Source organism: Methanoculleus methanifontis (assembly GCF_030464365.1).
GTDB classification, from domain to species: domain Archaea; phylum Halobacteriota; class Methanomicrobia; order Methanomicrobiales; family Methanoculleaceae; genus Methanoculleus; species Methanoculleus methanifontis.
Genome location: NZ_VCYI01000003.1, coordinates 15,289 through 34,608, shown reverse-complemented (window position 1 = coordinate 34,608; position 19,320 = coordinate 15,289). Strand labels below are relative to the sequence as shown.

The following is a 19,320-nucleotide window of genomic DNA, read 5'->3' as shown; positions in this document are numbered from 1 at the left end:
TTACATGAGGATCAGACGGTACAAACCCCCGATCTCGACGACTGCAAAACCGTTTCGGGCAGTGCGGAGACTGCAGTGCAACCCGACCTACACCCCGCTCAATATCGGTCCGGTGATGAACATCGCCGTGCTCGCGGCCCTCTCGGCGACAGCCTCCATGTCGGGTCTGACCATCGGGGTCTGTATGCGCCTCGTGGGGCTGTGAGGTTCTCCGAATACGAGCCGGAACGACCCCTTCTTCTTTCCGCTTGAGACTGCACCGTTAGCCTGCGCGGTTCAGGAACGACGTTCCGGCGGGACAGAGTTCGAAAAAAACGCGAAAGAGGGCATCACAACCCGATGAGATCCATCGCCCAGAGCCCGAACCGGACCATCCCCGTCCGCAGCGTGCCGAGAAGGTTGTCCCCTTCGATCGTGGCCGTGCCGTTTTGCATCGCCTCACGGAAGGTGTCGAACGGCCGGTCGGAGACCATGACCTCCTCCACCGTCGCGGCGTCGGCGGTCACCGTGACGAACGGGTCCGGGCAGCCCTTTGCGTCGAACTGGACGACCTTTTTTTCGTGAAACGTGATCCCCATGACCAGCACACCGTCGGGGGATGTGACGTAGAGGTTGACCTTCTCGTCCGCGAACGGTCCGGTCACCCATCCCGGCAACCGGTCGGCGTACTCGTTGTAGGTCAGGGTATACTCCCGCATCGCAAAGAGGAGGTTCACCTCCGCCGGGGTCAGGTCGGCGTTCTCGACCACGAGCGCACCCGCCGGAACGGCGAGAGCCAGCGCCGCGAGAAGAAGGAGCGGCCAGAACCGCGGGATCATCGTTCTCCTCCCGCCCGCTCTTCACGCTCAGGCACGCCGGCCCCGGGAGCGAGCCTATACGCGCAGCGGGCCCGCTCGTCGCCATTATAGGTCAGCAAACACCTGCCGGACATGCCGTCTCCGAGGATGGAGAGCCGGTTCTGGTATTTCAGGATATCCATCCGGCCCGGCTGCCGAAGGTGCCCCGGGATGCATTTGCCGCCCCGCCCGGTACCCCGGGGACGCAACGGGAAGAGAAGGGGGGGATCGCGCGAGTCCGCGCACGGGCTCGCGTATCCCGGGAGGGAAAAGGAGATATGACGGTACCGTGCATGGAGTATAAAAGCGCGGGAGCGAGTGGCGATCGATGGGAGGAGACGATATCATCGAGGTATGTGACCTCGAACATACGTTTGGCAACTTTGCGGCGGTTCGCGGCATCGGTTTCACCGTCAAAAAAGGCGAAGTCTTCTCGTTCCTCGGCCCCAACGGCGCCGGCAAGAGCACCACCATCAACATCCTGACAACGCTCCTCCCCCTCCAGAAGGGTACGGTGCGGGTGGCCGGCTACGACGTCGCGCGGGAGCCCGGGAAGGTCCGGAAGGCAATCGGCATTGTCTTCCAGGACGACGTGCTCGACCGCGACCTCACCGTCCGGGAGACGATGGAGTTCCACGGCCGGCTCTACACCATCCCCCGGGAAGAACGGCGGCGGCGAATCGACGACCTGCTCCGGATCGTCGAACTAGAGTCCAAACGGGACGAACGGACGAAGAACCTCTCCGGCGGCATGAAACGGCGGCTCCAGATCGCACGCGGCCTGATGACCTGGCCGGAGGTGCTCTTCCTGGACGAACCGACGCAGGGGCTCGATCCCCAGACGCGGATGCGGATCTGGGACTATATCCGGCAGGTGAACGGGGCCGGGACGACGATATTCTTAACGACGCATTACATGGAAGAGGCCGATATGCTCTCCGACCGGATAAGCATCATCGACCACGGCAGGATCGTCGTCTCCGGAACCCCGGCCGAACTGAAGAACACCCTCGGCGAGGACGTCGTCTACCTGGAGACCGAAGACGACAGAAAGGCCAGGGACGCCATCAGCGGGATCGAAGAGATCCGGTCGATCACGGAGTCGCCCCGCGGCCTCTCGGTCACGATATCGACCGACGGGAGCCATTGCCTTCCAAGAATCATAGAACGGGTGCGCGGCGCCGGGATAACCATCTCGAACGTGAACCTGAAGAAACCGACGATGGACGACGTCTTCGTCCATTACACGGGAAAAGAACTGCGTGACACGGGGGCATGAACACATGGCATGGGAGTTCCTGACCGTCTACTGGCGGGAGATGATCCGGTTCGTCAGGTTCAGGACGCAGCTCTTCTCGTCGCTTCTGCAGCCGGCGCTCTGGATGGCGTTCTTCGGCATCGCGATGTCCTCGAACCTCGACCGGTTCACGTCGTCGATCCCGGCCCCGGCCGGCGTCATCCCGGTCGATTACCTCACCTTCATGGCCGCCGGGGTGATCGCAATGACGACCCTCTTCACGAGCCTGTTTGGAGGGATGAGCCTCCTCTTCGATAAGAACTGGGGGTTGATGCGGGAGATGCTCGCAAGCCCCATGCCCCGGACGCACATCATGCTCGGGGTCAGCCTCTCGGGGATGACGAAATCGTTCATCCAGGCATCCATCATCATGGCCTTCGGTCTCCTCCTCGGGGTGCAGTTCTTCCCGGAGTATTCCGCCTCCCGGATCGCCCTCTCGATCCTCGGGATATTCGTGTTCGTCGGCGCCTTCTCGCTCGGGTTCCTCCTCTTCTCCTCCAACATCTCAATGCGTCTCGAAAGCCCCGAAGGACTGCAGGGGATCATGACGCTCCTCACCCTGCCGCTCTTCTTCGTCTCGAACGCCCTCTACCCGATCCAGGCGTTCCCGGCGTTTCTGCAGACGCTCTCGATCTACAACCCCCTGACCCACCTGGTCACCGGGATCCGCTACTTCGCTCTCGGAGGTGATTTCTTTGCCGTCGGCGCCCGCTACACCACCTCCACGGCTGAGGCTCTCGGATCGTTCGCGTACCTGGCGGTCTTTGCGGCGGTGATGTATCTCCTTGCCCGCCGGACGTTCCAGCAAGCGGCAGTAACATAAGGGCCCTGTTGAAATGCTTTCCACAACCCCTGGATAACACTCGGTTGCCGATAGAGGCGGGTGATGTGGGTCTCACGCGAAGTGCGAGCGCAGCGAGCTTGAGCACCGTAGGTGCGAGCCGCGACTGTCCACAGGACGGGAGCGTGAGAAGCCGTAGGCTTCGAGCCGCGAAGCCGCGAAGGGAGACAGTCAATACCCATCCAGACTTCGCGTTCTTCGCGCCTTCGCGTGCGTCGGTGAGACATGGATTATCCGGAGATAATTCATCCTCCGGGAGAGGGTTTCAACAAAGCCGACATAAGGGTAATCTCCTATCGAAGCAGAGAGAACGACCATGCAGGCAACCGTATACGCGGTGCTGGCCCTCGCTGTCCTCACCACCGCTCTTTCCGGATGCACCGGGGTGCCGGGCCCGGAGGAGACCGAGCAGTTCGAACGGACGGTCACGGTGGAGCCGGAGAGCGGTATCGTCGTGATCAACCGCAACGGAAACGTCGCCGTGAACGTCCGCGAGGGGGAGGCCGTCGGCATCACGGCGGTCAAGCGATCCGTCTACGGCCGGGGCGAACTCGAGAAGGTCAGGATCGAGGTGACGGAGGGCGATCCCCTCAGGGTAGAGACGGTGCACACCAGTTTCAACCCGCGGGTGAGTGTCGACTACACGATATCCCTGCCGCCGACCGTTGTCCTGCGAAGGATCGAGAGTTCGAACGGCGGGATCGAACTCTCGGGGGTGCGGGTCGAGGAGACGGAACTCCTGACATCAAACGGCCGGGTGATCGTCGACGACGCTCCCGGCGGGGATCTCACGGCAACCTCCTCGAACGGCCGGATCGATATCCGTGGGGCCGAAGGATACGTCACCGCGACGACCAGCAACGCCGCCATCACGGTGGAGGACTGCGGGGGTATCGCAGGTCTCGCAACCTCGAACGGAGAAGTCATCGCCGAGATTCCCGCCGTCCGGGAAGATGTAACGATTTCGTCGAGCAACGCCGGGATCACGCTCAGGTTCGCAGAGGATCTGGACGCCCGGGTGGTCGCCACCACCTCGAACGCCAGGATAACGGTTCACGATCTTATGCTCCGGCTCGAAGAGTCGACGGGAACCTCGGTCTCGGGAACACTCGGCAGCGGGGGGCCGACCGTCACCGTCAAAACCTCGAACGCCGGGATCGACCTCTTCGGGCCCTGACCGGCGCACCTCCCCTAACCTTTTAATCGCTCCGGACAAACCTTCGAACATCGATGATCCGCCATGACACATCTTCTGTTTTTCACCGTTGAGGGGCTGACCTGCGCTCTCCCTCTTGCCGAGACCCGGCAGGTCGTCGGCATGGTGGAACTCCAGCCGCCGACCGGCAAACGCCGTGGGGGCGCGGGAACCATGAACCTGCGCGGCCGAACCGTCCCGGTCTACTCGCTCCGGAGACTTCTCGGGCTTGCCGACCGCCCTCCGCTCCCCACCGACGTCCTCGTCATCGCTCACCTCTCCGGGGAATGCGTGGCCCTCTGGGCGGACGGGGTGCAGGGGGTGCAGGGGAGCCCGATCCAGTTCCCGCCCGAAGCCGACGCCTCCTCCCCTCCCGGCATGGTGCTGACCGAAGACGGGAAGATCATCATCTACGACCTCGGCGCGTTCCTTGCAGCAGAAGAGACCGCGCAGTACCCCCTCCGGCCCGGCACGGCCGGAACCGGGGGGGGGACACCGCCTCACGACGCCGAAAAGGCCGGTGAGGTCCTCACAGAACGGGCACGGGCGTTCGCGCAGCCGGAGGAGGAGGAGACAGGCGAGATACCGTTCTCAGAACTCCTCACGTTCAGGCTCGCAGACCAGGAGTATGCCATCAAAACGCAGTACATCCGCGAAGTCTTCATCATGCACGAGATCACCCCGGTTCCCGGGGTGCCCGACTTCATCGTCGGTATCTGTGCCGTCAGAGGGGAGATCATCTCCGTCGTTGATCTCCGCGCACTCTTCTCGATACCGAAACGTGGCCTGACCGACCTCAACCGGGTCATCGTCCTCTCCGACGGAACGGTGACCTTCGGAATTCTTGCGGATTATATCACGGACATCTACATCCGACCGACCGACCAGTTCTCCCCTGTAGAGCCTGAAACGACCCCGATCGAACAGCGTTATCTTCTGGGTGTCACGGAAGGATCGGTGCTCGTCCTCGATGCGGCGGCGATCCTCGCCGACCCCGCGATGATGATCGGCCAGACAAGAAAATAAACCGATTTTATCCACCCATTAAGGGAAAAGGCAGATTTTAAACGCCATTCGCGAGACAGATCATTATTTATCCCGGGGTGTGCACCAATCTATTAAGTCGTCGTACAAGAGCGGGTGGAACGGAAGTAGCATGCTCACATTTTTTTCAGACATGAAAGTCGGGACGAAGATCCTCGTCATATGCCTGTTTCTGGCGATCATCCCGACGCTTATGCTCGGGATAGTGGCGTATACCAGCTCGAGCGGTGTGATTAACGACCAGATCGAGACGCTGCTCGAGACACAGGTGCATGACGCGCGGGGATGGACCAACGACGTCTACAAACTCACCCGCAATAAGGTGAACAGCGATCTCAACGTCCTCCGGGAGAACTTCTACGCCCGGGGAACCCCGGAGGTCATAGACGGGAAATTGGCCCTGGTGGACGGTAACGGCAACCCGTACACCATCAACGACAACTTCGAGATCGTCGACCAGGTGCAGTCCCTGGTCGGTGGGGCGGCGACGGTCTTCCAGGTCTACGACGACCATGCCATCAGGGTCTCTACAAACGTTATCGGAACCGACGGGACGAGAGCGGTCGGGACCGAGCTGACCCAGAACGTCTACGACGTCGTGGTGAACCAGGGGGAGACCTACTACGGGAGCCGTGACCTTTTCGGCAAGCGCTACGTCACCGCGTACGAACCGATAAAGGACAGCCGCGGAAACATCATTGGGGTTCTCTTCGTCGGAACCGAGGAGCAGGAGACGCTCGACGTCGTCAAGTCGAGCCTTAAAGAGACGGTCATCGGCAAAAACGGCTACATGTTCGTCGTCGATAGCAACGGCCAGCTGCTCATACACCCATCCCAGGAGGGGGAGAGCAAGGCCGACGAGGACTATATCCAGGAGATGATCGAGGATAAGGTCGGCATCATCCGCCACCAGGTCGACGGAACGGATATGATCGACGCCTACACCTACTTCGAACCGCTCGACTGGCACATCGTCTCGCGTGCCGAGCTCTCCGACTTCACCGGGCCGATAGACACCATCAGGAACACGATCGTCTTCGTCGTCCTTGCCTCCATCGCCATCGGCGTTGCGATCGCCATCCTCTTCGGCCGCTCGATCGCCGATCCCCTGCAGCAGGTCGTCCTGATGCTCAAAGAGCTCCGTAGCGGCCACCTCTCCGCCCGGCTCAACATCAGGCGCCAGGACGAGATCGGAGTCATGGCCAGGACGATGGACGAGTTCGCCGGCGATCTCCAGGAGAACGTCGTCGGGAACCTCAAAAAGATCGCTCTCGGCGAGTATGTCCAGGAGTTCCCGGTCGCCGACGAAGGCGACGAGATCCGTCCCGCGCTCGCGATGATGGTCCAGTCACTCGACCACCTCCACAAAGAGACGCTCAAACTTACCGACGCCGCCCGTGCGGGCGATCTCTCCATCCGCGGGGACGAGAAAGCGTTCCGCGGCGGCTACCGGATGATCATCGCCGGGTTCAACAAGACCCTCGAGTCGATCACCGAGCCGGTGAACGAGGCGATGCGGCTTGCGCGATTCTACGCATCCGGCGACTTCACCGCCCGGTTCGACGAGAATATCCCGGTCGCCGGGGAGTTCGTCGCCTACCGCGACGCCCTCAACACCATCGGGATCGAACTCTCGCGGTTGATGAAACTGATCAGCGAGGAACTCTATGAGGGTGTCTCGGTTCTCTCGCTCGCTTCAAACGAGATCCTGGCGGTCACGACCCAACTTGCCGCAGCCAGTTCCCAGACCGCTACGACGGTGAACGAGACCTCGGACTCGGTCGAGAGCGTCAGGAAGAAGACCGAACTCGTGAATCAGAAGACGAAAGGAGTCTCCGAGAAGGCAATGCGGGCGCTGGAAGTCTCGAAGGGCGGCCAGAAGTCCGTGCGCGAGACCCTTGAAGGTATGAACCAGATCCAGCGGGAGATGGATGTCGTCCGGATGAACGTCATCCGGCTCTCTGAGCAGAGCCAGGCCGTCGGCGAGATCATCGCGACCGTGACCGACATCTCCGAACAGTCCAACCTGCTCGCGGTGAACGCCTCCATCGAAGCCGCGAAGGCCGGAGAGTTCGGGAAAGGGTTTGCCGTCGTCGCAAACGAGATCCATAACCTCGCCGAGCAGTCGAAGAAAGCGACCTCGAACATCCGGGCTATCCTCACGGATATCCAGCAGGGGGTCTCCTCGACCGCGACCTCGACCGAGCAGGGGATCCGATCCGTCGCGGATGCGGCCCAGCTGACGAGCAACGCACAGGAGGTTATCGAGGTGCTCACCCAGTCGATAGCAGACACCTCGCAGGAGGTCATCGAGATCGCTTCCTCGATCCAGACGCAGGCCTCAGGTATAGACCAGATCTCGAGCGCAATGGAGAACATCCGGGACGCGGCGCAGAAGAACCTCGAGACCACCCATAAGGCGGAGAAGACCGCCGAGGATCTGCACGAGCTCGGTGCTCGCTTAAAGAGGATCACCCAGCAGTACCGGGTCTAGCACGACTTGCCATGACTGGATCGGACGATGTATTTCGTGCCCGTCTCCTCGAGACGTTCCGCGAGGAGGCGGACGAGTACCTTGAAACAATCACCGAGGGGCTGATCGCGCTTGAGAAGAGCGGGCCGACGCCCGACCTGCTCGAGCGGGTTTACCGGACGGTCCACAGCCTGAAAGGTGCCGCACGGGCGGTCAACTTCCGGGAGATCGAGTCGATCTGCCAGAACCTCGAGACCGCCTTCTCTCTTGTGAAGCGGGGCGAGTTCGTCCCGGGGGTGGACGACTTCGACCTCTTCCACCGGACAATGGCGGTAATCAAGAGTCTTCTCCAGGGAGAGCGGCCCGATACCTCACCGGCGGAGATTAACGGGGCGCTCCGGGCCATCCCCGACCGGGAAAAGACGGAACGGAGCGATTTTGCGGGCGATCAGCCGGCCGAACAGGGTTCGCCTCCCCGGGAGAACCACGCTTACGGCGCGCCAGGAGGTTATAACGGCGGCGAGCAGGGGACCGACCGGAGCACGGTGCGGATTGCCGCCCACAAGCTCGACCGGCTCACCGCCGGAGCCGACAGCCTCCTCACGACCCGGCTCTTCATCATGCAGAGGATACGCGAGCTCGAGGAGATGATGACCCGTTTCTCCCTCTGGCAGTGGAACCACTCCCAGGCGTTAAACGACCTGCAGATGATCCGCAGGAAGGCCTTCGGGGAAGAGAAGGCGGCGATTCCCCCCGATCTCGTCCTGCCGTTCCAGCGGGCGGTCGAGTTCCTGGATTACAACCGCGAGTTCGTAACCAACCTGCAGCACGACCTCGTCACGCACCTGCGTTTCATGGAGATCGACCGGTCGGCGCTCGAGACGAGCACCTCTGAGATCTCCGACCTCATCCACGACGCCGCACTGCTCCCGGCTTCAACCACATTTGCCCCGCTCTCCGCGTTCGTGAGAGAGTTCTCCCGCACCTCGGGGAAATCGGTCGACCTCACGATCGAGGGCGGAGAGATCGAAGTCGACCGCCGTATCCTCGATGCGTTGAAGGGGCCGGTCATGCACCTCATCAGGAACAGCATCGATCACGGCATCGAGAGCCCGGAGGTCAGGAGAGCAGAGCAAAAATCCGCCACCGGTTCCGTGCGGATCCGGGTCTTCCCCCGGTCGGGGAGCAGGGTCGGCATCGAGGTGGCCGACGATGGTGCCGGCATCGAGAGCAGAGCGATCCGGAGGACCGCCGTCGAGAACGGGGTGATCACGCCCGAGGAGGACGCAAGCCTCACGGACAGCGAGGCGATCTGGCTCATCTTCCGCTCGGGGATGACCACGAGCCGGATCGTCACCGACCTCTCGGGGAGGGGGCTCGGGCTTGCAATCGTGGAAGACACTGTCTCCCGTCTCGGGGGGGAGGTGACGGTCTCCTCGGCCGTCGGGAAGGGGACGGCGATCACCCTGACCGTCCCGGTGAGGATGGCCACCCTCCGCGGGCTGCTTGTTCGTTCTGAACGGCAGGTATATGTCCTCCCGATGCAGCAGGTGAAGCAGGTTCTCCGGGTTCGCCCGGACTCCCTGACCATCTCCAGGGGCCGGCCGACGATCCGGCTCTCAGGGGAGACGATCGAGGTCATCCGGCTCAGCGATGCCCTGGGCATCCCCCCGTCCGACCCCGTCATGGCGGAAGAACGGCCGAAACCCCTCGTCATCATCGCATACGGGGCCGGGCAGATCGCGTGTATGGTCGACGAGGTGATCCGGGTGCAGGAGATCGTCGTCCGACCACTCGGCAGTCAGCTCACCTCCGTGCGGAGGATCGACGGAGCCGTGATCCTCGGGGACGGACGTCTGGCACTCGTGCTCGATCCCCTCGAACTGATCCAGGACGCTATGCAGGCGGAGCGGTCGGTATCGACATCAGCACTCCCATGGGAGGCAGAGCGGCGGATCCTGGTTGTCGAGGACTCGGTTACGTCACGTGCCCTGCTACGGAGCGTTCTCGAAGGGGCAGGATATCGTGTTGAGACCGCTTCTAACGGGATCGACGCATTCGCAAGGCTTAAGCAGCATGAGTTTGATATGGTCGTTTCGGATGTCGATATGCCCCGGATGAACGGTTTCACGCTCACCGAGAAGATACGGGCCGAAGGTGGACAACTTGCCGGGATCCGGGTGGCGCTGGTCACTTCGCTCGATTCGCCCGAGGACCGGGAACGGGGAAAGGCGGTCGGGGCGGATGCATATATCGTCAAGAAGAACTTTGAGGCAGAAGATTTTCTCAAGATAGTCCGGCGCCTGACCCATCGCCGTGAGGGAGAGATCCAGGGATGATATGGAAGGAAAGCATGAAGGAGGAACCAAAATGAGCGTTCTGGTGGTAGAGGACAGCAGGACACAGGCCGAGTTCATCCGCTACGTTCTTGAGACGGAAGGGTATGACGTCGTTCTGGCTGCTGACGGCATCGAGGCGATACGGCGGATGGAGGTCGATATGCCCGATATCGTCCTGACCGACATCATGATGCCGGAGATGGACGGGTACGAACTCTGCCGCCGGATCAAGCAGCAGAACCCGGATATACCCGTCATCCTGGTCACCAACCTCTTCGATCCTGCCGACGTGCTGAAAGGGCTGGCATCGGGAGCGGACAGTTTCATCGTCAAACCTGTCGACCCCAAACACGTCCGCTCCCAGATCGAGGCCGTCATGCGGACGCGGGAGATGCCTGAACCAGAAGAATCTCCCGCCGAACTGGAGATTCCCTTCGCCGGCAACACCTATACCATCAGCGCAGGACGGCTCAAGATCTTAAACACCCTCCTCTCGACGTATACCATCGCGGTGTCGAAGAACACCGAACTTCAGGAGGCGCAGGAGCAGCTGCACTCCTTAAACGAGCAGCTCCAGGAAGCCGTCGCGGGTCTCTCGCGCAGTAACGAGAGCCTTGCCGCCGAGAACCAGGAACGGCGGCGCGTGGAAAAAGCGCTTGCGGAAGCCAACAGGAAACTCCAGCTCATGGCAAGCATCACCCGTCACGACCTCTTAAACCAGCTCGCGGCGCTCTGGGGGTATCTCGACCTGGCCCAGGTGCTGCGCGAGCGGGAACCGGAAAACGCGTGGCGTCACGTCGAGAGCGCTGCCGAGATAGTGAACCGGATCAACAACACCGTCCGGTTTACGGCGGAGTACCAGAAGGTGGGGGCAGCGGCTCCAACCTGGCAGGAGATCAGGACGCTTGTGGAGCGGTCGGAGAACTACGTCTCGACGGGCAAGGTAACCCTTGAGAACGCCATTCCGGCGGGGGTGGAGATCTTCGCCGACCCGCTCATCGAGAAGGTCTTCTCGAACCTCATCGAAAACTCGCTGCGCTACGGGGAGGCGGTCACCACCATCACCTTCAGCCTCAAACAGGATGGAGAGACCTACACCATCCTCTGCGAGGATGACGGCGTGGGAGTTCCTGCCGGGGATAAGGAGAAGATCTTTTCCTACGCGCACGGCATGAATACCGGGCTCGGCCTCTTCCTCGCGCGGGAGATCCTGGCCATAACCGGGATCACCATCCAGGAGACGGGGATCCCCGGGAGCGGAGCACGATTCGAACTCCTCTGCCCGGCAAAAGTGATCCGTGCTCCCGGCCGGCAGACCGAATGAACCGAGACCATAACCGCAGGCTTCCCTCATGAGCGTCACCGACATCCAGACCACGTTTATCACCGATACGCGCAACCGCATCGCGATCATCGCCGGGCTAGCCGTGCTGACCCTCGGCGGAAACCTGCTCGCCATGGTCCTCGGCGCACCGGAAGGGCTTCTCCCCCTCCCTACCCTCCCGCTGACCATCCCAATCATCCTCGCGAGTTACTGGTACCCGCGCCGGGGCATCCTCTTCTCCGTCTGCTTTGCATCCATCTACGCCGTCACGACCTACTTCCTCTCCCCGCCGGCTCCTCTGCTCGCGTACACCATCCTTCCCCGTGCGATCCTCCTCGTCCTCATCGGCTGGGTGGTTGCGTTCCTGGCAACGAAACTCCGTGAGTCCGAGCAGCAGATGAACCAGATCATCGAGTTCCTGCCCGACGCTACCTTCGCCATCGACCGCGAGGGGAGGGTCATCGCCTGGAACCGCGCGATCGAGGAGATGACCGGAGTGAAGAAAGAGGCCATGCTCGGCCGGGGGGACTACGAGTACGCCGTGCCCTTTTACGGTGAGGCGCGGCCGCTGCTTGCAGACCGGATTCTCCAGGGCGATCCCGAGGCCGGGTATCCGTCGGTCAGAAGGAGCGGCGACGTCCTTGTCGCGGAGGTCTACACCCCTCTTCTCAGGGGCGGGCGGGGTGCGCACATCAGGTTCGCAGCGACCACGCTTCTCGACCGGAGCGGACGGGTCACCGGGGCGATCGAGTCCATCCGGGACGTCAACGACGAGGTCATGACGGAGGCCGCGCTGCAGAACACCGGGCGCCAGCTCAACACCCTCACGGGGATCCTGCGCACTGACCTCGCGAACCGGCTTGCGGTCCTGTATGGGCATCTCTCGCTGGGCGTGATGAAGTTCGACGATCCCGAGGTCCTCTCCTTCATCGACGACCTGAACAATGCCGCAAGCGGAATCCGGCGGCAGATCGAGATCTCCCGCGAGTTCCGCGACATCGGGACGTCGCCGCCGGCATGGATCCCGGTGCAGCAGGCCGTCAGGAGAGCTGCCGCAGGCCTCTCCTTCGGGGACGTCTCCTTCGACGCGTGGACGGAACGGCTCGAGATCTTCGCCGACCCCCACCTCGCGATGGTCTTTACTCACCTCTTTGAGAACTCGCTCGCTCCGGCGACGAAGGCAAGCAGGATCGTTGTCACCTACCAGTTGCGCCCGGAGGGGTGCGCAATCATCGTCGAGGACGACGGGACCGGCATCCCCGACGCGGAGAAGAGAGGCCTTTTTGGGCAGAAGCCGGAGAGTTACGGGCACGGGCTCTTCCTTGCCCACGAGATACTTGCCATCACCGGGATCGCGATCCGCGAGACCGGGACGTTCGGGACGGGTGCGAGGTTCGAGATCCTGGTGCCGTCTGAGGGCTACAGGATTGTCTGAGGTGAAAGAGATGATAACTGCCGTTCTTCCAGAATCGGGCACAAAAGCGGTCGGAATCCGACCGGAGGTTCGTGAACTGACAAGCGCGGAGTTCTCCGCCGCGGACGAGGTCTGGCGCGATTACCATGGCACGATCGGCGATCCTGCACGAGACCGGGTCTTCGCGACCTTCCTTGCCGGGCAGATCGTCTCTCTCGCCCGGTGCAGGAGGCATCCCGGCGGCCTGGAGGTCGACGGCGTCTTCACGCCCGAGGGCTGCCGCAACAAGGGGTATGCCCGCACGACGATGGCCGCCCTTGTTGTGGCCTGCCACAACGACGATCTCTACATGTACGCCGTCGAGAGCCTCGCCGGGTTTTACGCGGAGTTCAGGTTCGTATCGATACCGGAACGCGACCTCCCGCCCGGGATCCGGGAGCGTTACACCTGGGCCGCGGGGAACATGGAGGGGGCCGAGGTCCGGCCGATGTTCAGGAGAGCCGGGTTGTTGTAGGCCCGGCGGCTCACGGACTTCCACCGCACTCGCACCTCCGGTGCTCAAACTCCATTCCCTTCGAAAAAAGGGAAGTCGACGGGTTGACCTTTTGAGAACGACCTCAGCCATTTCAGCGAAGTACTGAGACTGTATCGTTATCCCCGGCAAGTAATTCACGCGAAGAACGACATTCATCGCACCTAACGGTGCTCAAACTCCGTTCCTGACGAAACGTCGTAAGTCACACCTCCGGGGGCCAGGCTCCTGCCGTTCCGGCAGCCGCCACTCACGCCCCGCCGCCTTCCTCCTCGAAGTAGTGCAATGCACCGGGAACCTGTTCGCGAATCAGCCGCAGGAAATGGTTCGCAAGGTCGGGATCAGCCACCAGGAACGAGTGCTGCATCGCCCGCTCGGTATCCTTGGTGAGACCGCCTCGCTCGCCTATTTCCGCTCTTATGTCGTGAACGGCGTTCTCGACCTCCGCTTCGTTCTCCCATTTCAGCACCGATATTGTTCGTGCCATTGCTCTTCACCTCACGGCGCTGCCGTATGGGGAGAGGTCCTATTTCAGATTAACCCCCCCGCGATTAAAAAAAAAAGGGTCAGTCTTCTCCCTGATCGAGGAGCATCTTTTCGGCATTCTCACCGGCGAGCGCGCTATTTCCGGCAGGATCCTCGAGGATGACCGTGAACGGGAAGGCCACCTCCCGTGCGGCGGCGATCGTCTCCATCATCCTGAGTGCGGCCGCCCGCTCGTCTTCGCTCTCGGGGTTCGCGAGGACTGTCTGTACCGCCTGCTCAAAGCGGTGGAGAACCCCTTCGATGTTGGTGACGAACCCCTCGCAGGCGGTGCCGGGCTCGACCGCGAGGCCGAGTTCCGGGATCTCGATCCTCCCCGTCGTGCTCCGCGCCACCCGGATGGCGAGGTCTTCGGGCTCCTCCACCCGCACCGTCCACCGGACCGGCTCACCCTCCCCGAGGATGATGGTATCGGTGTGCCGGTAGCCGCAGGCCTCGCAGGCGATTGCTACGAGCAGGAGATCCGGGAAGTGAGGGATGTCGAGACGGTGATGGACGATCCGGATCTCGCTCCCGCAGGCGGGACAGGTTCCCGAATGGGACTCCTGCACTAGAGGCCCCCGCCGATCTTCTCGCGGGAGACCTTGACGGACATGGGCGTGATGACGACGTACTTCTGCTCGCCGAGGCCGACGATGTCGCCGTTCACGTCCTTTGCCACGTCGCGAAGATCCTTTAAGACCCGCTCGAACGTCACCTTATCCATCTTCAGCCGCCCGATGTCGACGATCACGATATTGCCGTTGTAAACCTCGTCTTTGACGCGGGGGGTATCTTTGAGGTCGGCGATGGTGGCGATCTTAACGTACATGGATGCCGGTTCTTCGTCGTTCGGTCCCTCGTAGGAAGCAAGATCGAGTTCCATGTAGTCCTCTTCGTTCCGTGCCGGACTTTTGCCGAGAATGCTGTCAAAGAGTTTTTTAACCATAGAAAAATTGAGGAATGAATTTTATTTAATTGTATCCATTATTTTCTCCGTCAGACCTCCAGATTCCAGAGATCGTCCCCAACATAATGGACGCTTTTAACGGACTTGCCCTTCTCCTGCCGCTCCATATCGGCTGCATCAAGGAGTGCAATTCCCACGGCAAGCGGTTTTCCGTGCCGTTCCTCGACGACCTGCACCGGGTGCCCCGCACGGACATCAGGCGAGATCGATACGATCCCGGGGCGCATGGCATCCGCGCCGTTTGCGACAAACCTGACCGCGCCGGAATCGACCACCACCCGCCGCTCGGGGATCGGGTGCTCGACGAGCCCACGCAGGGTCGGAAAAGTCCAATCTTCGGTTCCCATCAGGAGGGGTTTTTTATCGACGAGGTAGATCCCGACAGAAGCAACCGTCTCCGCCCGCTCGATCCTCTCCGACCGGAAGAGGTCGGCCGATGCACCGATCTCGTCCGTGAGTCGCTCGAGAAGTTCGCTTATCTGTGATTTCCGGATGACGTGACGCTTTTTTACGGTAATCTTTGGCATGTCTCGAAACCTCGGGGCGACGCTGACTCTCGCACAGCAGCGCGGTTATATTTAAGTAGCTTCCTCACTCAAATATATTACTCCGGAAAGGACGGCAAAGGGTAATCATATGACGCCAAGACCGTTGGATATTTTAGATCAGGTACTGAATCGTCAGCCCGTCATCATCAGCCTAAAAGGTGGGAGAGAGATCCGGGGGATCCTCCAGGGATACGACGTTCACATGAATCTGGTATTGGACAAGGCAGAAGAAGAAGTGGACGGCGCGGCGCAGAAACTCGGCACGCTGATCGTCCGCGGTGATAATGTGATCTACATTACCCCTTCAGTTGAATAACGTTAGGTGAGAAAATGTCAAAAGGCACACCATCGATGGGCAAACGCCAGAAGCACACTCACATCGCCTGCAGGCGATGTGGCAAGATCTCGTTCCACGCACAGCACAAAGTCTGTGCGGCCTGTGGATTCGGCAAGAGCCGGAGGATCCGCAGTTACCGCTGGACGGAGAAGAAGGCAAAGGTACCGACGCATTAGAGTTGCATCATGTGTGGTATCGTTGGCATCGTCGATGCTGGCGGTGTCTCGTTTCCGCTGTACTACGCCCTGTATGCTCTCCAGCACCGGGGGCAGGAGAGCGCAGGGATCTCTACTTTTGAAGACAGGACCCTGTACACGCACAAAGCCCAGGGGCTCGTCGCCGGGGTCTTCAACAGCCAGACCCTGCAGGATCTGCAGGGGAACGCCGGAATCGGACACGTCCGCTACCCGACAACCGGGTCAAAGGTTCCCGAGAATGTTCAGCCGTTCAATTTCCGGTACCGGGGACTCGATCTCGCGATCGCCCATAACGGCAACCTGGTCAATACAGCCGAACTCCGGGAGGAATACGAACACCGGGGGCAGATCTTCTGCACCACGGCCGATACGGAGATCATCGGCAACATCATCGCTGATGCGCTCCGGACATCAAAGAGCATGGAGGACGCCGTCCTGCTCTGCATGCGGCGGCTGCGCGGCTCGTACGCCACCGTGGCCCTCCTGAACAATACCGTATACGCCTTCCGCGACCCGCTCGGCATCAAACCGCTCTGCATCGGAAAGCTCGATAACGGCTACATCATCGCGTCGGAGAGCGTGGCGATCGATGCGCTGGACGGTACGTTCATCCGGGACGTGCGTCCCGGTGAACTCGTCCGGATCGACGAGTCCGGGCTCACCTCTACCCAGATCGCGACCGCGAACCGGAAGGCGTACTGCATCTTCGAGTACGTCTACTTCGCCCGCGCCGACTCGGTGATGGACGGGACGCTGGTCTACGACGTGCGACGCCGGATCGGGCAGAAACTCTACGATGCGAATCCTGTCGAAGCGGATACGGCCTGTCCGGTTCCCGATTCCGGGATCGCGTACGCCGCGGGCTACGCCAAGCGCTCCGGGATCCCGTTCATCGAGGGGCTGATGAAGAACCGTTACATGGGCCGGACGTTCATCATGCCGACCCAGGAGCAGCGGGAGCGGGCGGTCCGGATCAAACTCAATACCGTCCGGGGAAACCTGAAGGACAAACGGGTGGTGCTCATCGACGACAGTGTCGTCCGGGGGACGACCTCCCGCCGGATCGTGAACATGATCCGGGATGCGGGGGCCGAAGAGATTCACCTCCGGGTCGGCTCCCCGCCGATCATTGCCCCCTGCTACCTCGGGGTGGATATGCCCACCCGCACGGAGCTGATCGCGAGCGGCAAGGAGGTCGAGGCGGTGCGCGAAAGCGTCGGCGCGACGTCGCTCACCTATATTCCACTTGAGGATCTGGTGGAGGCGATCGGGTGCGGCGAGCAGAATCTCTGCACCGGATGCCTGACGGGGTGCTACCCGGTGGAGATCAACGGGGAGAGGAGCTGCCACTGTGTCGTGGACTACGTGGCCGGCACCCACCAGTCCGATCTCTCGACCTTCAAGGCCGGGAAGGAACGGACGTAAGCGATTTTTCCGGATCACCACTCTTTTTCCCGGCATGCCGGGGTCGTTCACCATTGCAGAGTAAGCCTTTTGCGCAGTTCACGGATCCTATTCGGGTAGAGGTACCGCGACAGCAGGGATAACGAAGAAAAGACATAAGAACGCAGAAGAGTCTCTCATAGCGAGGGATGGATTTGAACCATCGATCTACGGGTTATGAGCCCGCCGGGATGTCCTGGCTACCCCACCTCGCTTCTATCCTGTGAGGTATACACATTGTCTTTCGTGGGTTATATACCTTTGTGCTGGCCGGACCGGTGCGAGTCCGGGGCGCCGGTGCCCGGCGCGAGACTAATCATTTAATATGAGCGAGCGGCATACATCCGTTATATGGAAGAAGAGAGGCCGCTTAACGACGAATTGCAGCGTCTCCGGGAAGAGCGTCTCCGGAAACTCGAGGAACGGCTGACAGGAACGCCGGGGGGCGTCATCGAGGTCGGCGATGGTGTAATCCAGAAGATCCTGCAGGAGCACCCCGCCCTGGTCGTCGACATCTGGGCGGAATGGTGCGGGCCCTGCCGGATGGTGGCCCCGGTCGTCGAGGACCTTGCCCGCGACTTCGCCGGCAGGGTGACCTTCGGTAAGTGCAACGTCGATCAGAACCCCGCGATAGCGGCCAGTTTCAGCATAACGGCGATACCCACGCTCCTGTTCTTCGCGAACGGCATGCTGGTCGACCGGGCGGTCGGCGCGCTCCCGAAAGAGGCCATCAAATCGCGGGTCATGCGGGCGTTCGACACCGGCTAGAGGAACGCGCCCTGCCGGCACCGGAGCCACCCGGAGAGCCGTGCGGCCATGATGAAGTCGTTCTTGGAGAGCCCGCCGATGGCGTAGGTATACCAGGCGATATCCACAAACCGGCCCGCGTGGATGCCGAGATCCGGGGGATGGTTCTCTTGCGCGGCAAACCCGGCGACCTCGTTGAGGAACGTCACCGCTTCGTCAAACCCTTTGCAGGCGAACCGGGCGGCAAGCCGCCCGCCTTCGAACGACCAGTCCGGGACTTCCGGCAGGAGATCAGCAATCTCCCGCCGGGTCAACGGTGCCGTATCCGCGACATCCGGGATGAGCGCCTCAGACGAAAGATCCATGCTGATCCCTCATCGGAGAGGATGAAAAAGGTTATTCTCCGGAGCACCGGTGCTTGAAGACTTTCAGGTTGCTTGAGCACCGATAGGTGCGAAGAACGCGAAGGCTGCGCGTCCTTCGCGCAAGACCGTATCGTCATCTACACTAATAACTCACGCGAAGCCGCGAAGAGCGCGAAGACCCGGTTGGTTGAGAGTTACACTCCTTCACACCTAACGGTGCTCATGCTCCTGCCATTCTGGCAGTCGCACTTCGCGGCTTCGCGTGAGACCATGGTTGCCGTCCCGGTACATGCAAGAAATTTCTATAATAAGATGACACGGTGCACTAGCGCAACTTCTTGATCAGGAACGCAACGTTCTCGGCGAACCGCCGGACCGTCTTCACCCCTTCCTCGTCGCCCAGGGCTTCCCCCGGCGTCCTCCCAAAGACCATGTTCCAGTAGGTCGAGCCCGGCACGATCATATCGTTCATCAAAAAGAACATCAGCAGTTCCTGGAGCGTGGCGGTATGCCCACCCCGCCGTGCCACGGCGATCGGGCCGCCCACTTTCCGCGAGAGGAAGGCGTCGGACGCTACCGAGACCATCCCGATCCGCTGCAGGGCCGCCGTGACGTCGCCCCGCGCAGTCCCGAAGTAGACCGGGCTTCCCACGATGAGCCCGTCGGCCTCCCGGATCTTTTCGATGATCTCATTCAAGCCGTCATCGAGGGCACACTCCCCTTCGGTGCAGAGCCCGCAGGCGGTGCAGGAGAGGATACGCTTCTCCCCGAGCAGGACGGTCTCGGTCTCGATACCCTCGCGCTCGAGAACCTTCGCGCACTCCCCGAGCACCTGTGCGGTGTTCCCCCCGGGCCGGGGACTCCCACAGAGCAGCACAACTTTTCCGGTCGTCATC

At 61.5% G+C, this 19,320-nt stretch carries 22 protein-coding genes and 1 tRNA gene; 14 read left to right on the top strand and 9 right to left on the bottom strand.

Annotated elements, in window-relative coordinates; all coding sequences use genetic code 11:
• The first annotated feature begins 4 nt into the window (after positions 1–4).
• Positions 5–205: a hypothetical protein gene (locus FGW20_RS02845; RefSeq protein ID WP_301676582.1), complete on the top strand. Its 201-nt coding sequence runs from the start codon at positions 5–7 to the stop codon at positions 203–205.
• 124 nt (positions 206–329) lie between these two features.
• On the opposite strand, the gene FGW20_RS02840 is transcribed toward FGW20_RS02845, so the two are convergent.
• Both FGW20_RS02840 and FGW20_RS02835 read right to left on the bottom strand, forming a co-directional pair.
• The gene (locus tag FGW20_RS02840) at positions 330–818 is read right to left on the bottom strand and encodes a hypothetical protein (RefSeq protein WP_301676581.1); all 489 of its coding nucleotides are present in this window, start codon (positions 816–818) and stop codon (positions 330–332) included.
• Complete coding sequence (locus FGW20_RS02835) at positions 815–979, bottom strand: hypothetical protein (RefSeq protein WP_301676580.1); 165 nt, start codon at positions 977–979, stop codon at positions 815–817. The genes FGW20_RS02840 and FGW20_RS02835 overlap by 4 nt, the downstream gene beginning before the upstream one ends.
• Positions 980–1,164: 185 nt before the next feature.
• Between FGW20_RS02835 and FGW20_RS02830 the strand changes: the two genes are divergently transcribed.
• The 9 genes from FGW20_RS02830 to FGW20_RS02790 all read left to right on the top strand — a co-directional run bounded on the left by FGW20_RS02830 (position 1,165) and on the right by FGW20_RS02790 (position 13,277).
• Positions 1,165–2,115: an ATP-binding cassette domain-containing protein gene (locus FGW20_RS02830; RefSeq protein ID WP_301676579.1), complete on the top strand. Its 951-nt coding sequence runs from the start codon at positions 1,165–1,167 to the stop codon at positions 2,113–2,115.
• A 4-nt stretch (positions 2,116–2,119) separates the two neighbouring features.
• Positions 2,120–2,956, top strand: a complete 837-nt coding sequence (locus FGW20_RS02825; protein WP_301676578.1) for an ABC transporter permease — start codon at positions 2,120–2,122, stop codon at positions 2,954–2,956.
• A gap of 334 nt (positions 2,957–3,290) precedes the next feature.
• Positions 3,291–4,151, top strand: coding sequence for a DUF4097 family beta strand repeat-containing protein (locus tag FGW20_RS02820; RefSeq protein WP_301676577.1), 861 nt, complete (start codon positions 3,291–3,293; stop codon positions 4,149–4,151).
• Between the two features lie 63 nt (positions 4,152–4,214).
• A complete protein-coding gene (locus tag FGW20_RS02815; protein ID WP_301676576.1) occupies positions 4,215–5,195 on the top strand; it encodes a chemotaxis protein CheW in 981 nt (326 codons plus the stop codon).
• A 151-nt stretch (positions 5,196–5,346) separates the two neighbouring features.
• Complete coding sequence (locus tag FGW20_RS02810) at positions 5,347–7,707, top strand: methyl-accepting chemotaxis protein (protein ID WP_301676575.1); 2,361 nt, start codon at positions 5,347–5,349, stop codon at positions 7,705–7,707.
• A gap of 11 nt (positions 7,708–7,718) precedes the next feature.
• Complete coding sequence (locus FGW20_RS02805) at positions 7,719–10,025, top strand: hybrid sensor histidine kinase/response regulator (protein ID WP_301676574.1); 2,307 nt, start codon at positions 7,719–7,721, stop codon at positions 10,023–10,025.
• A gap of 31 nt (positions 10,026–10,056) precedes the next feature.
• Positions 10,057–11,349: an ATP-binding response regulator gene (locus FGW20_RS02800; RefSeq protein WP_301676573.1), complete on the top strand. Its 1,293-nt coding sequence runs from the start codon at positions 10,057–10,059 to the stop codon at positions 11,347–11,349.
• Positions 11,350–11,377: 28 nt separating this feature from the next.
• Positions 11,378–12,784, top strand: a complete 1,407-nt coding sequence (locus FGW20_RS02795) for a PAS domain S-box protein (RefSeq protein WP_301676572.1) — start codon at positions 11,378–11,380, stop codon at positions 12,782–12,784.
• A gap of 10 nt (positions 12,785–12,794) precedes the next feature.
• A complete protein-coding gene (locus FGW20_RS02790) occupies positions 12,795–13,277 on the top strand; it encodes a GNAT family N-acetyltransferase (RefSeq protein ID WP_301676571.1) in 483 nt (160 codons plus the stop codon).
• A gap of 268 nt (positions 13,278–13,545) precedes the next feature.
• On the opposite strand, the gene FGW20_RS02785 is transcribed toward FGW20_RS02790, so the two are convergent.
• From FGW20_RS02785 to FGW20_RS02770, 4 genes are all read right to left on the bottom strand, one after another.
• Positions 13,546–13,782, bottom strand: coding sequence for a hypothetical protein (locus tag FGW20_RS02785; protein WP_301676570.1), 237 nt, complete (start codon positions 13,780–13,782; stop codon positions 13,546–13,548).
• A gap of 79 nt (positions 13,783–13,861) precedes the next feature.
• Positions 13,862–14,389, bottom strand: coding sequence for a ZPR1 zinc finger domain-containing protein (locus tag FGW20_RS02780; protein ID WP_301676569.1), 528 nt, complete (start codon positions 14,387–14,389; stop codon positions 13,862–13,864).
• Positions 14,389–14,766 carry a cell division protein SepF gene (locus FGW20_RS02775; RefSeq protein WP_301676568.1) on the bottom strand — a complete coding sequence of 126 codons (378 nt, stop codon included), beginning with the start codon at positions 14,764–14,766 and terminating at the stop codon, positions 14,389–14,391. Before FGW20_RS02775 ends, FGW20_RS02780 begins: the two co-directional genes overlap by 1 nt.
• 50 nt (positions 14,767–14,816) lie before the next feature.
• Complete coding sequence (locus FGW20_RS02770) at positions 14,817–15,314, bottom strand: RNA-binding protein (protein WP_301676567.1); 498 nt, start codon at positions 15,312–15,314, stop codon at positions 14,817–14,819.
• A gap of 109 nt (positions 15,315–15,423) precedes the next feature.
• Here FGW20_RS02770 and FGW20_RS02765 point away from each other — a divergent pair, with 109 nt between their 5' ends.
• Genes FGW20_RS02765 through purF form a run of 3 tightly spaced genes read left to right on the top strand, consistent with a single transcriptional unit; the run spans position 15,424 to position 17,294 of the window.
• Positions 15,424–15,651 carry an LSM domain-containing protein gene (locus FGW20_RS02765; protein ID WP_011843085.1) on the top strand — a complete coding sequence of 76 codons (228 nt, stop codon included), beginning with the start codon at positions 15,424–15,426 and terminating at the stop codon, positions 15,649–15,651.
• A gap of 14 nt (positions 15,652–15,665) precedes the next feature.
• Positions 15,666–15,848: a 50S ribosomal protein L37e gene (locus tag FGW20_RS02760; RefSeq protein ID WP_301676566.1), complete on the top strand. Its 183-nt coding sequence runs from the start codon at positions 15,666–15,668 to the stop codon at positions 15,846–15,848.
• 9 nt (positions 15,849–15,857) lie between these two features.
• A complete protein-coding gene (gene purF, locus FGW20_RS02755; RefSeq protein WP_301676565.1) occupies positions 15,858–17,294 on the top strand; it encodes an amidophosphoribosyltransferase in 1,437 nt (478 codons plus the stop codon).
• 158 nt (positions 17,295–17,452) lie between these two features.
• Here the strand turns inward: purF and FGW20_RS02750 are convergent.
• Positions 17,453–17,527, bottom strand: a tRNA-Met gene (locus FGW20_RS02750).
• 136 nt (positions 17,528–17,663) lie between these two features.
• On the opposite strand from FGW20_RS02750, the gene trxA reads away from it, so the two are divergent.
• Entirely contained in the window at positions 17,664–18,080 is a 417-nt protein-coding gene (trxA, locus tag FGW20_RS02745; protein ID WP_301676564.1) for a thioredoxin, read from the top strand.
• Here trxA and FGW20_RS02740 read toward each other — a convergent pair.
• Together FGW20_RS02740 and FGW20_RS02735 are read right to left on the bottom strand one after the other, a co-directional pair.
• Positions 18,077–18,424 carry a 4a-hydroxytetrahydrobiopterin dehydratase gene (locus FGW20_RS02740; RefSeq protein ID WP_301676563.1) on the bottom strand — a complete coding sequence of 116 codons (348 nt, stop codon included), beginning with the start codon at positions 18,422–18,424 and terminating at the stop codon, positions 18,077–18,079. The two genes, trxA and FGW20_RS02740, sit on opposite strands and share 4 nt — an antisense overlap.
• 325 nt (positions 18,425–18,749) lie before the next feature.
• On the bottom strand, positions 18,750–19,319 hold the full coding sequence (locus FGW20_RS02735; RefSeq protein WP_301676562.1) for a flavodoxin family protein: 570 nt from the start codon (positions 19,317–19,319) through the stop codon (positions 18,750–18,752).
• Between the last annotated feature and the right edge of the window lies 1 nt (position 19,320).

Bases quoted from the DNA above. Each gene is read 5' to 3' on its own strand.
- FGW20_RS02830 (WP_301676579.1), top strand. From the start codon at position 1,165: ATGGGAGGAGACGATATCATCGAGGTATGTGACCTCGAACATACGTTT.
- FGW20_RS02775 (WP_301676568.1), bottom strand. From the start codon at position 14,766: ATGGTTAAAAAACTCTTTGACAGCATTCTCGGCAAAAGTCCGGCACGG.
- FGW20_RS02735 (WP_301676562.1), bottom strand. From the start codon at position 19,319: ATGACGACCGGAAAAGTTGTGCTGCTCTGTGGGAGTCCCCGGCCCGGG.
- FGW20_RS02765 (WP_011843085.1), top strand. From the start codon at position 15,424: ATGACGCCAAGACCGTTGGATATTTTAGATCAGGTACTGAATCGTCAG.
- FGW20_RS02795 (WP_301676572.1), top strand. From the start codon at position 11,378: ATGAGCGTCACCGACATCCAGACCACGTTTATCACCGATACGCGCAAC.
- FGW20_RS02815 (WP_301676576.1), top strand. From the start codon at position 4,215: ATGACACATCTTCTGTTTTTCACCGTTGAGGGGCTGACCTGCGCTCTC.
- purF (WP_301676565.1), top strand. From the start codon at position 15,858: ATGTGTGGTATCGTTGGCATCGTCGATGCTGGCGGTGTCTCGTTTCCG.
- FGW20_RS02790 (WP_301676571.1), top strand. From the start codon at position 12,795: ATGATAACTGCCGTTCTTCCAGAATCGGGCACAAAAGCGGTCGGAATC.
- FGW20_RS02760 (WP_301676566.1), top strand. From the start codon at position 15,666: ATGTCAAAAGGCACACCATCGATGGGCAAACGCCAGAAGCACACTCAC.
- FGW20_RS02810 (WP_301676575.1), top strand. From the start codon at position 5,347: ATGAAAGTCGGGACGAAGATCCTCGTCATATGCCTGTTTCTGGCGATC.
- FGW20_RS02740 (WP_301676563.1), bottom strand. From the start codon at position 18,424: ATGGATCTTTCGTCTGAGGCGCTCATCCCGGATGTCGCGGATACGGCA.
- FGW20_RS02785 (WP_301676570.1), bottom strand. From the start codon at position 13,782: ATGGCACGAACAATATCGGTGCTGAAATGGGAGAACGAAGCGGAGGTC.
- FGW20_RS02840 (WP_301676581.1), bottom strand. From the start codon at position 818: ATGATCCCGCGGTTCTGGCCGCTCCTTCTTCTCGCGGCGCTGGCTCTC.
- FGW20_RS02820 (WP_301676577.1), top strand. From the start codon at position 3,291: ATGCAGGCAACCGTATACGCGGTGCTGGCCCTCGCTGTCCTCACCACC.
- FGW20_RS02835 (WP_301676580.1), bottom strand. From the start codon at position 979: ATGGATATCCTGAAATACCAGAACCGGCTCTCCATCCTCGGAGACGGC.
- FGW20_RS02770 (WP_301676567.1), bottom strand. From the start codon at position 15,314: ATGCCAAAGATTACCGTAAAAAAGCGTCACGTCATCCGGAAATCACAG.
- FGW20_RS02845 (WP_301676582.1), top strand. From the start codon at position 5: ATGAGGATCAGACGGTACAAACCCCCGATCTCGACGACTGCAAAACCG.
- trxA (WP_301676564.1), top strand. From the start codon at position 17,664: ATGGAAGAAGAGAGGCCGCTTAACGACGAATTGCAGCGTCTCCGGGAA.
- FGW20_RS02800 (WP_301676573.1), top strand. From the start codon at position 10,057: ATGAGCGTTCTGGTGGTAGAGGACAGCAGGACACAGGCCGAGTTCATC.
- FGW20_RS02805 (WP_301676574.1), top strand. From the start codon at position 7,719: ATGACTGGATCGGACGATGTATTTCGTGCCCGTCTCCTCGAGACGTTC.
- FGW20_RS02825 (WP_301676578.1), top strand. From the start codon at position 2,120: ATGGCATGGGAGTTCCTGACCGTCTACTGGCGGGAGATGATCCGGTTC.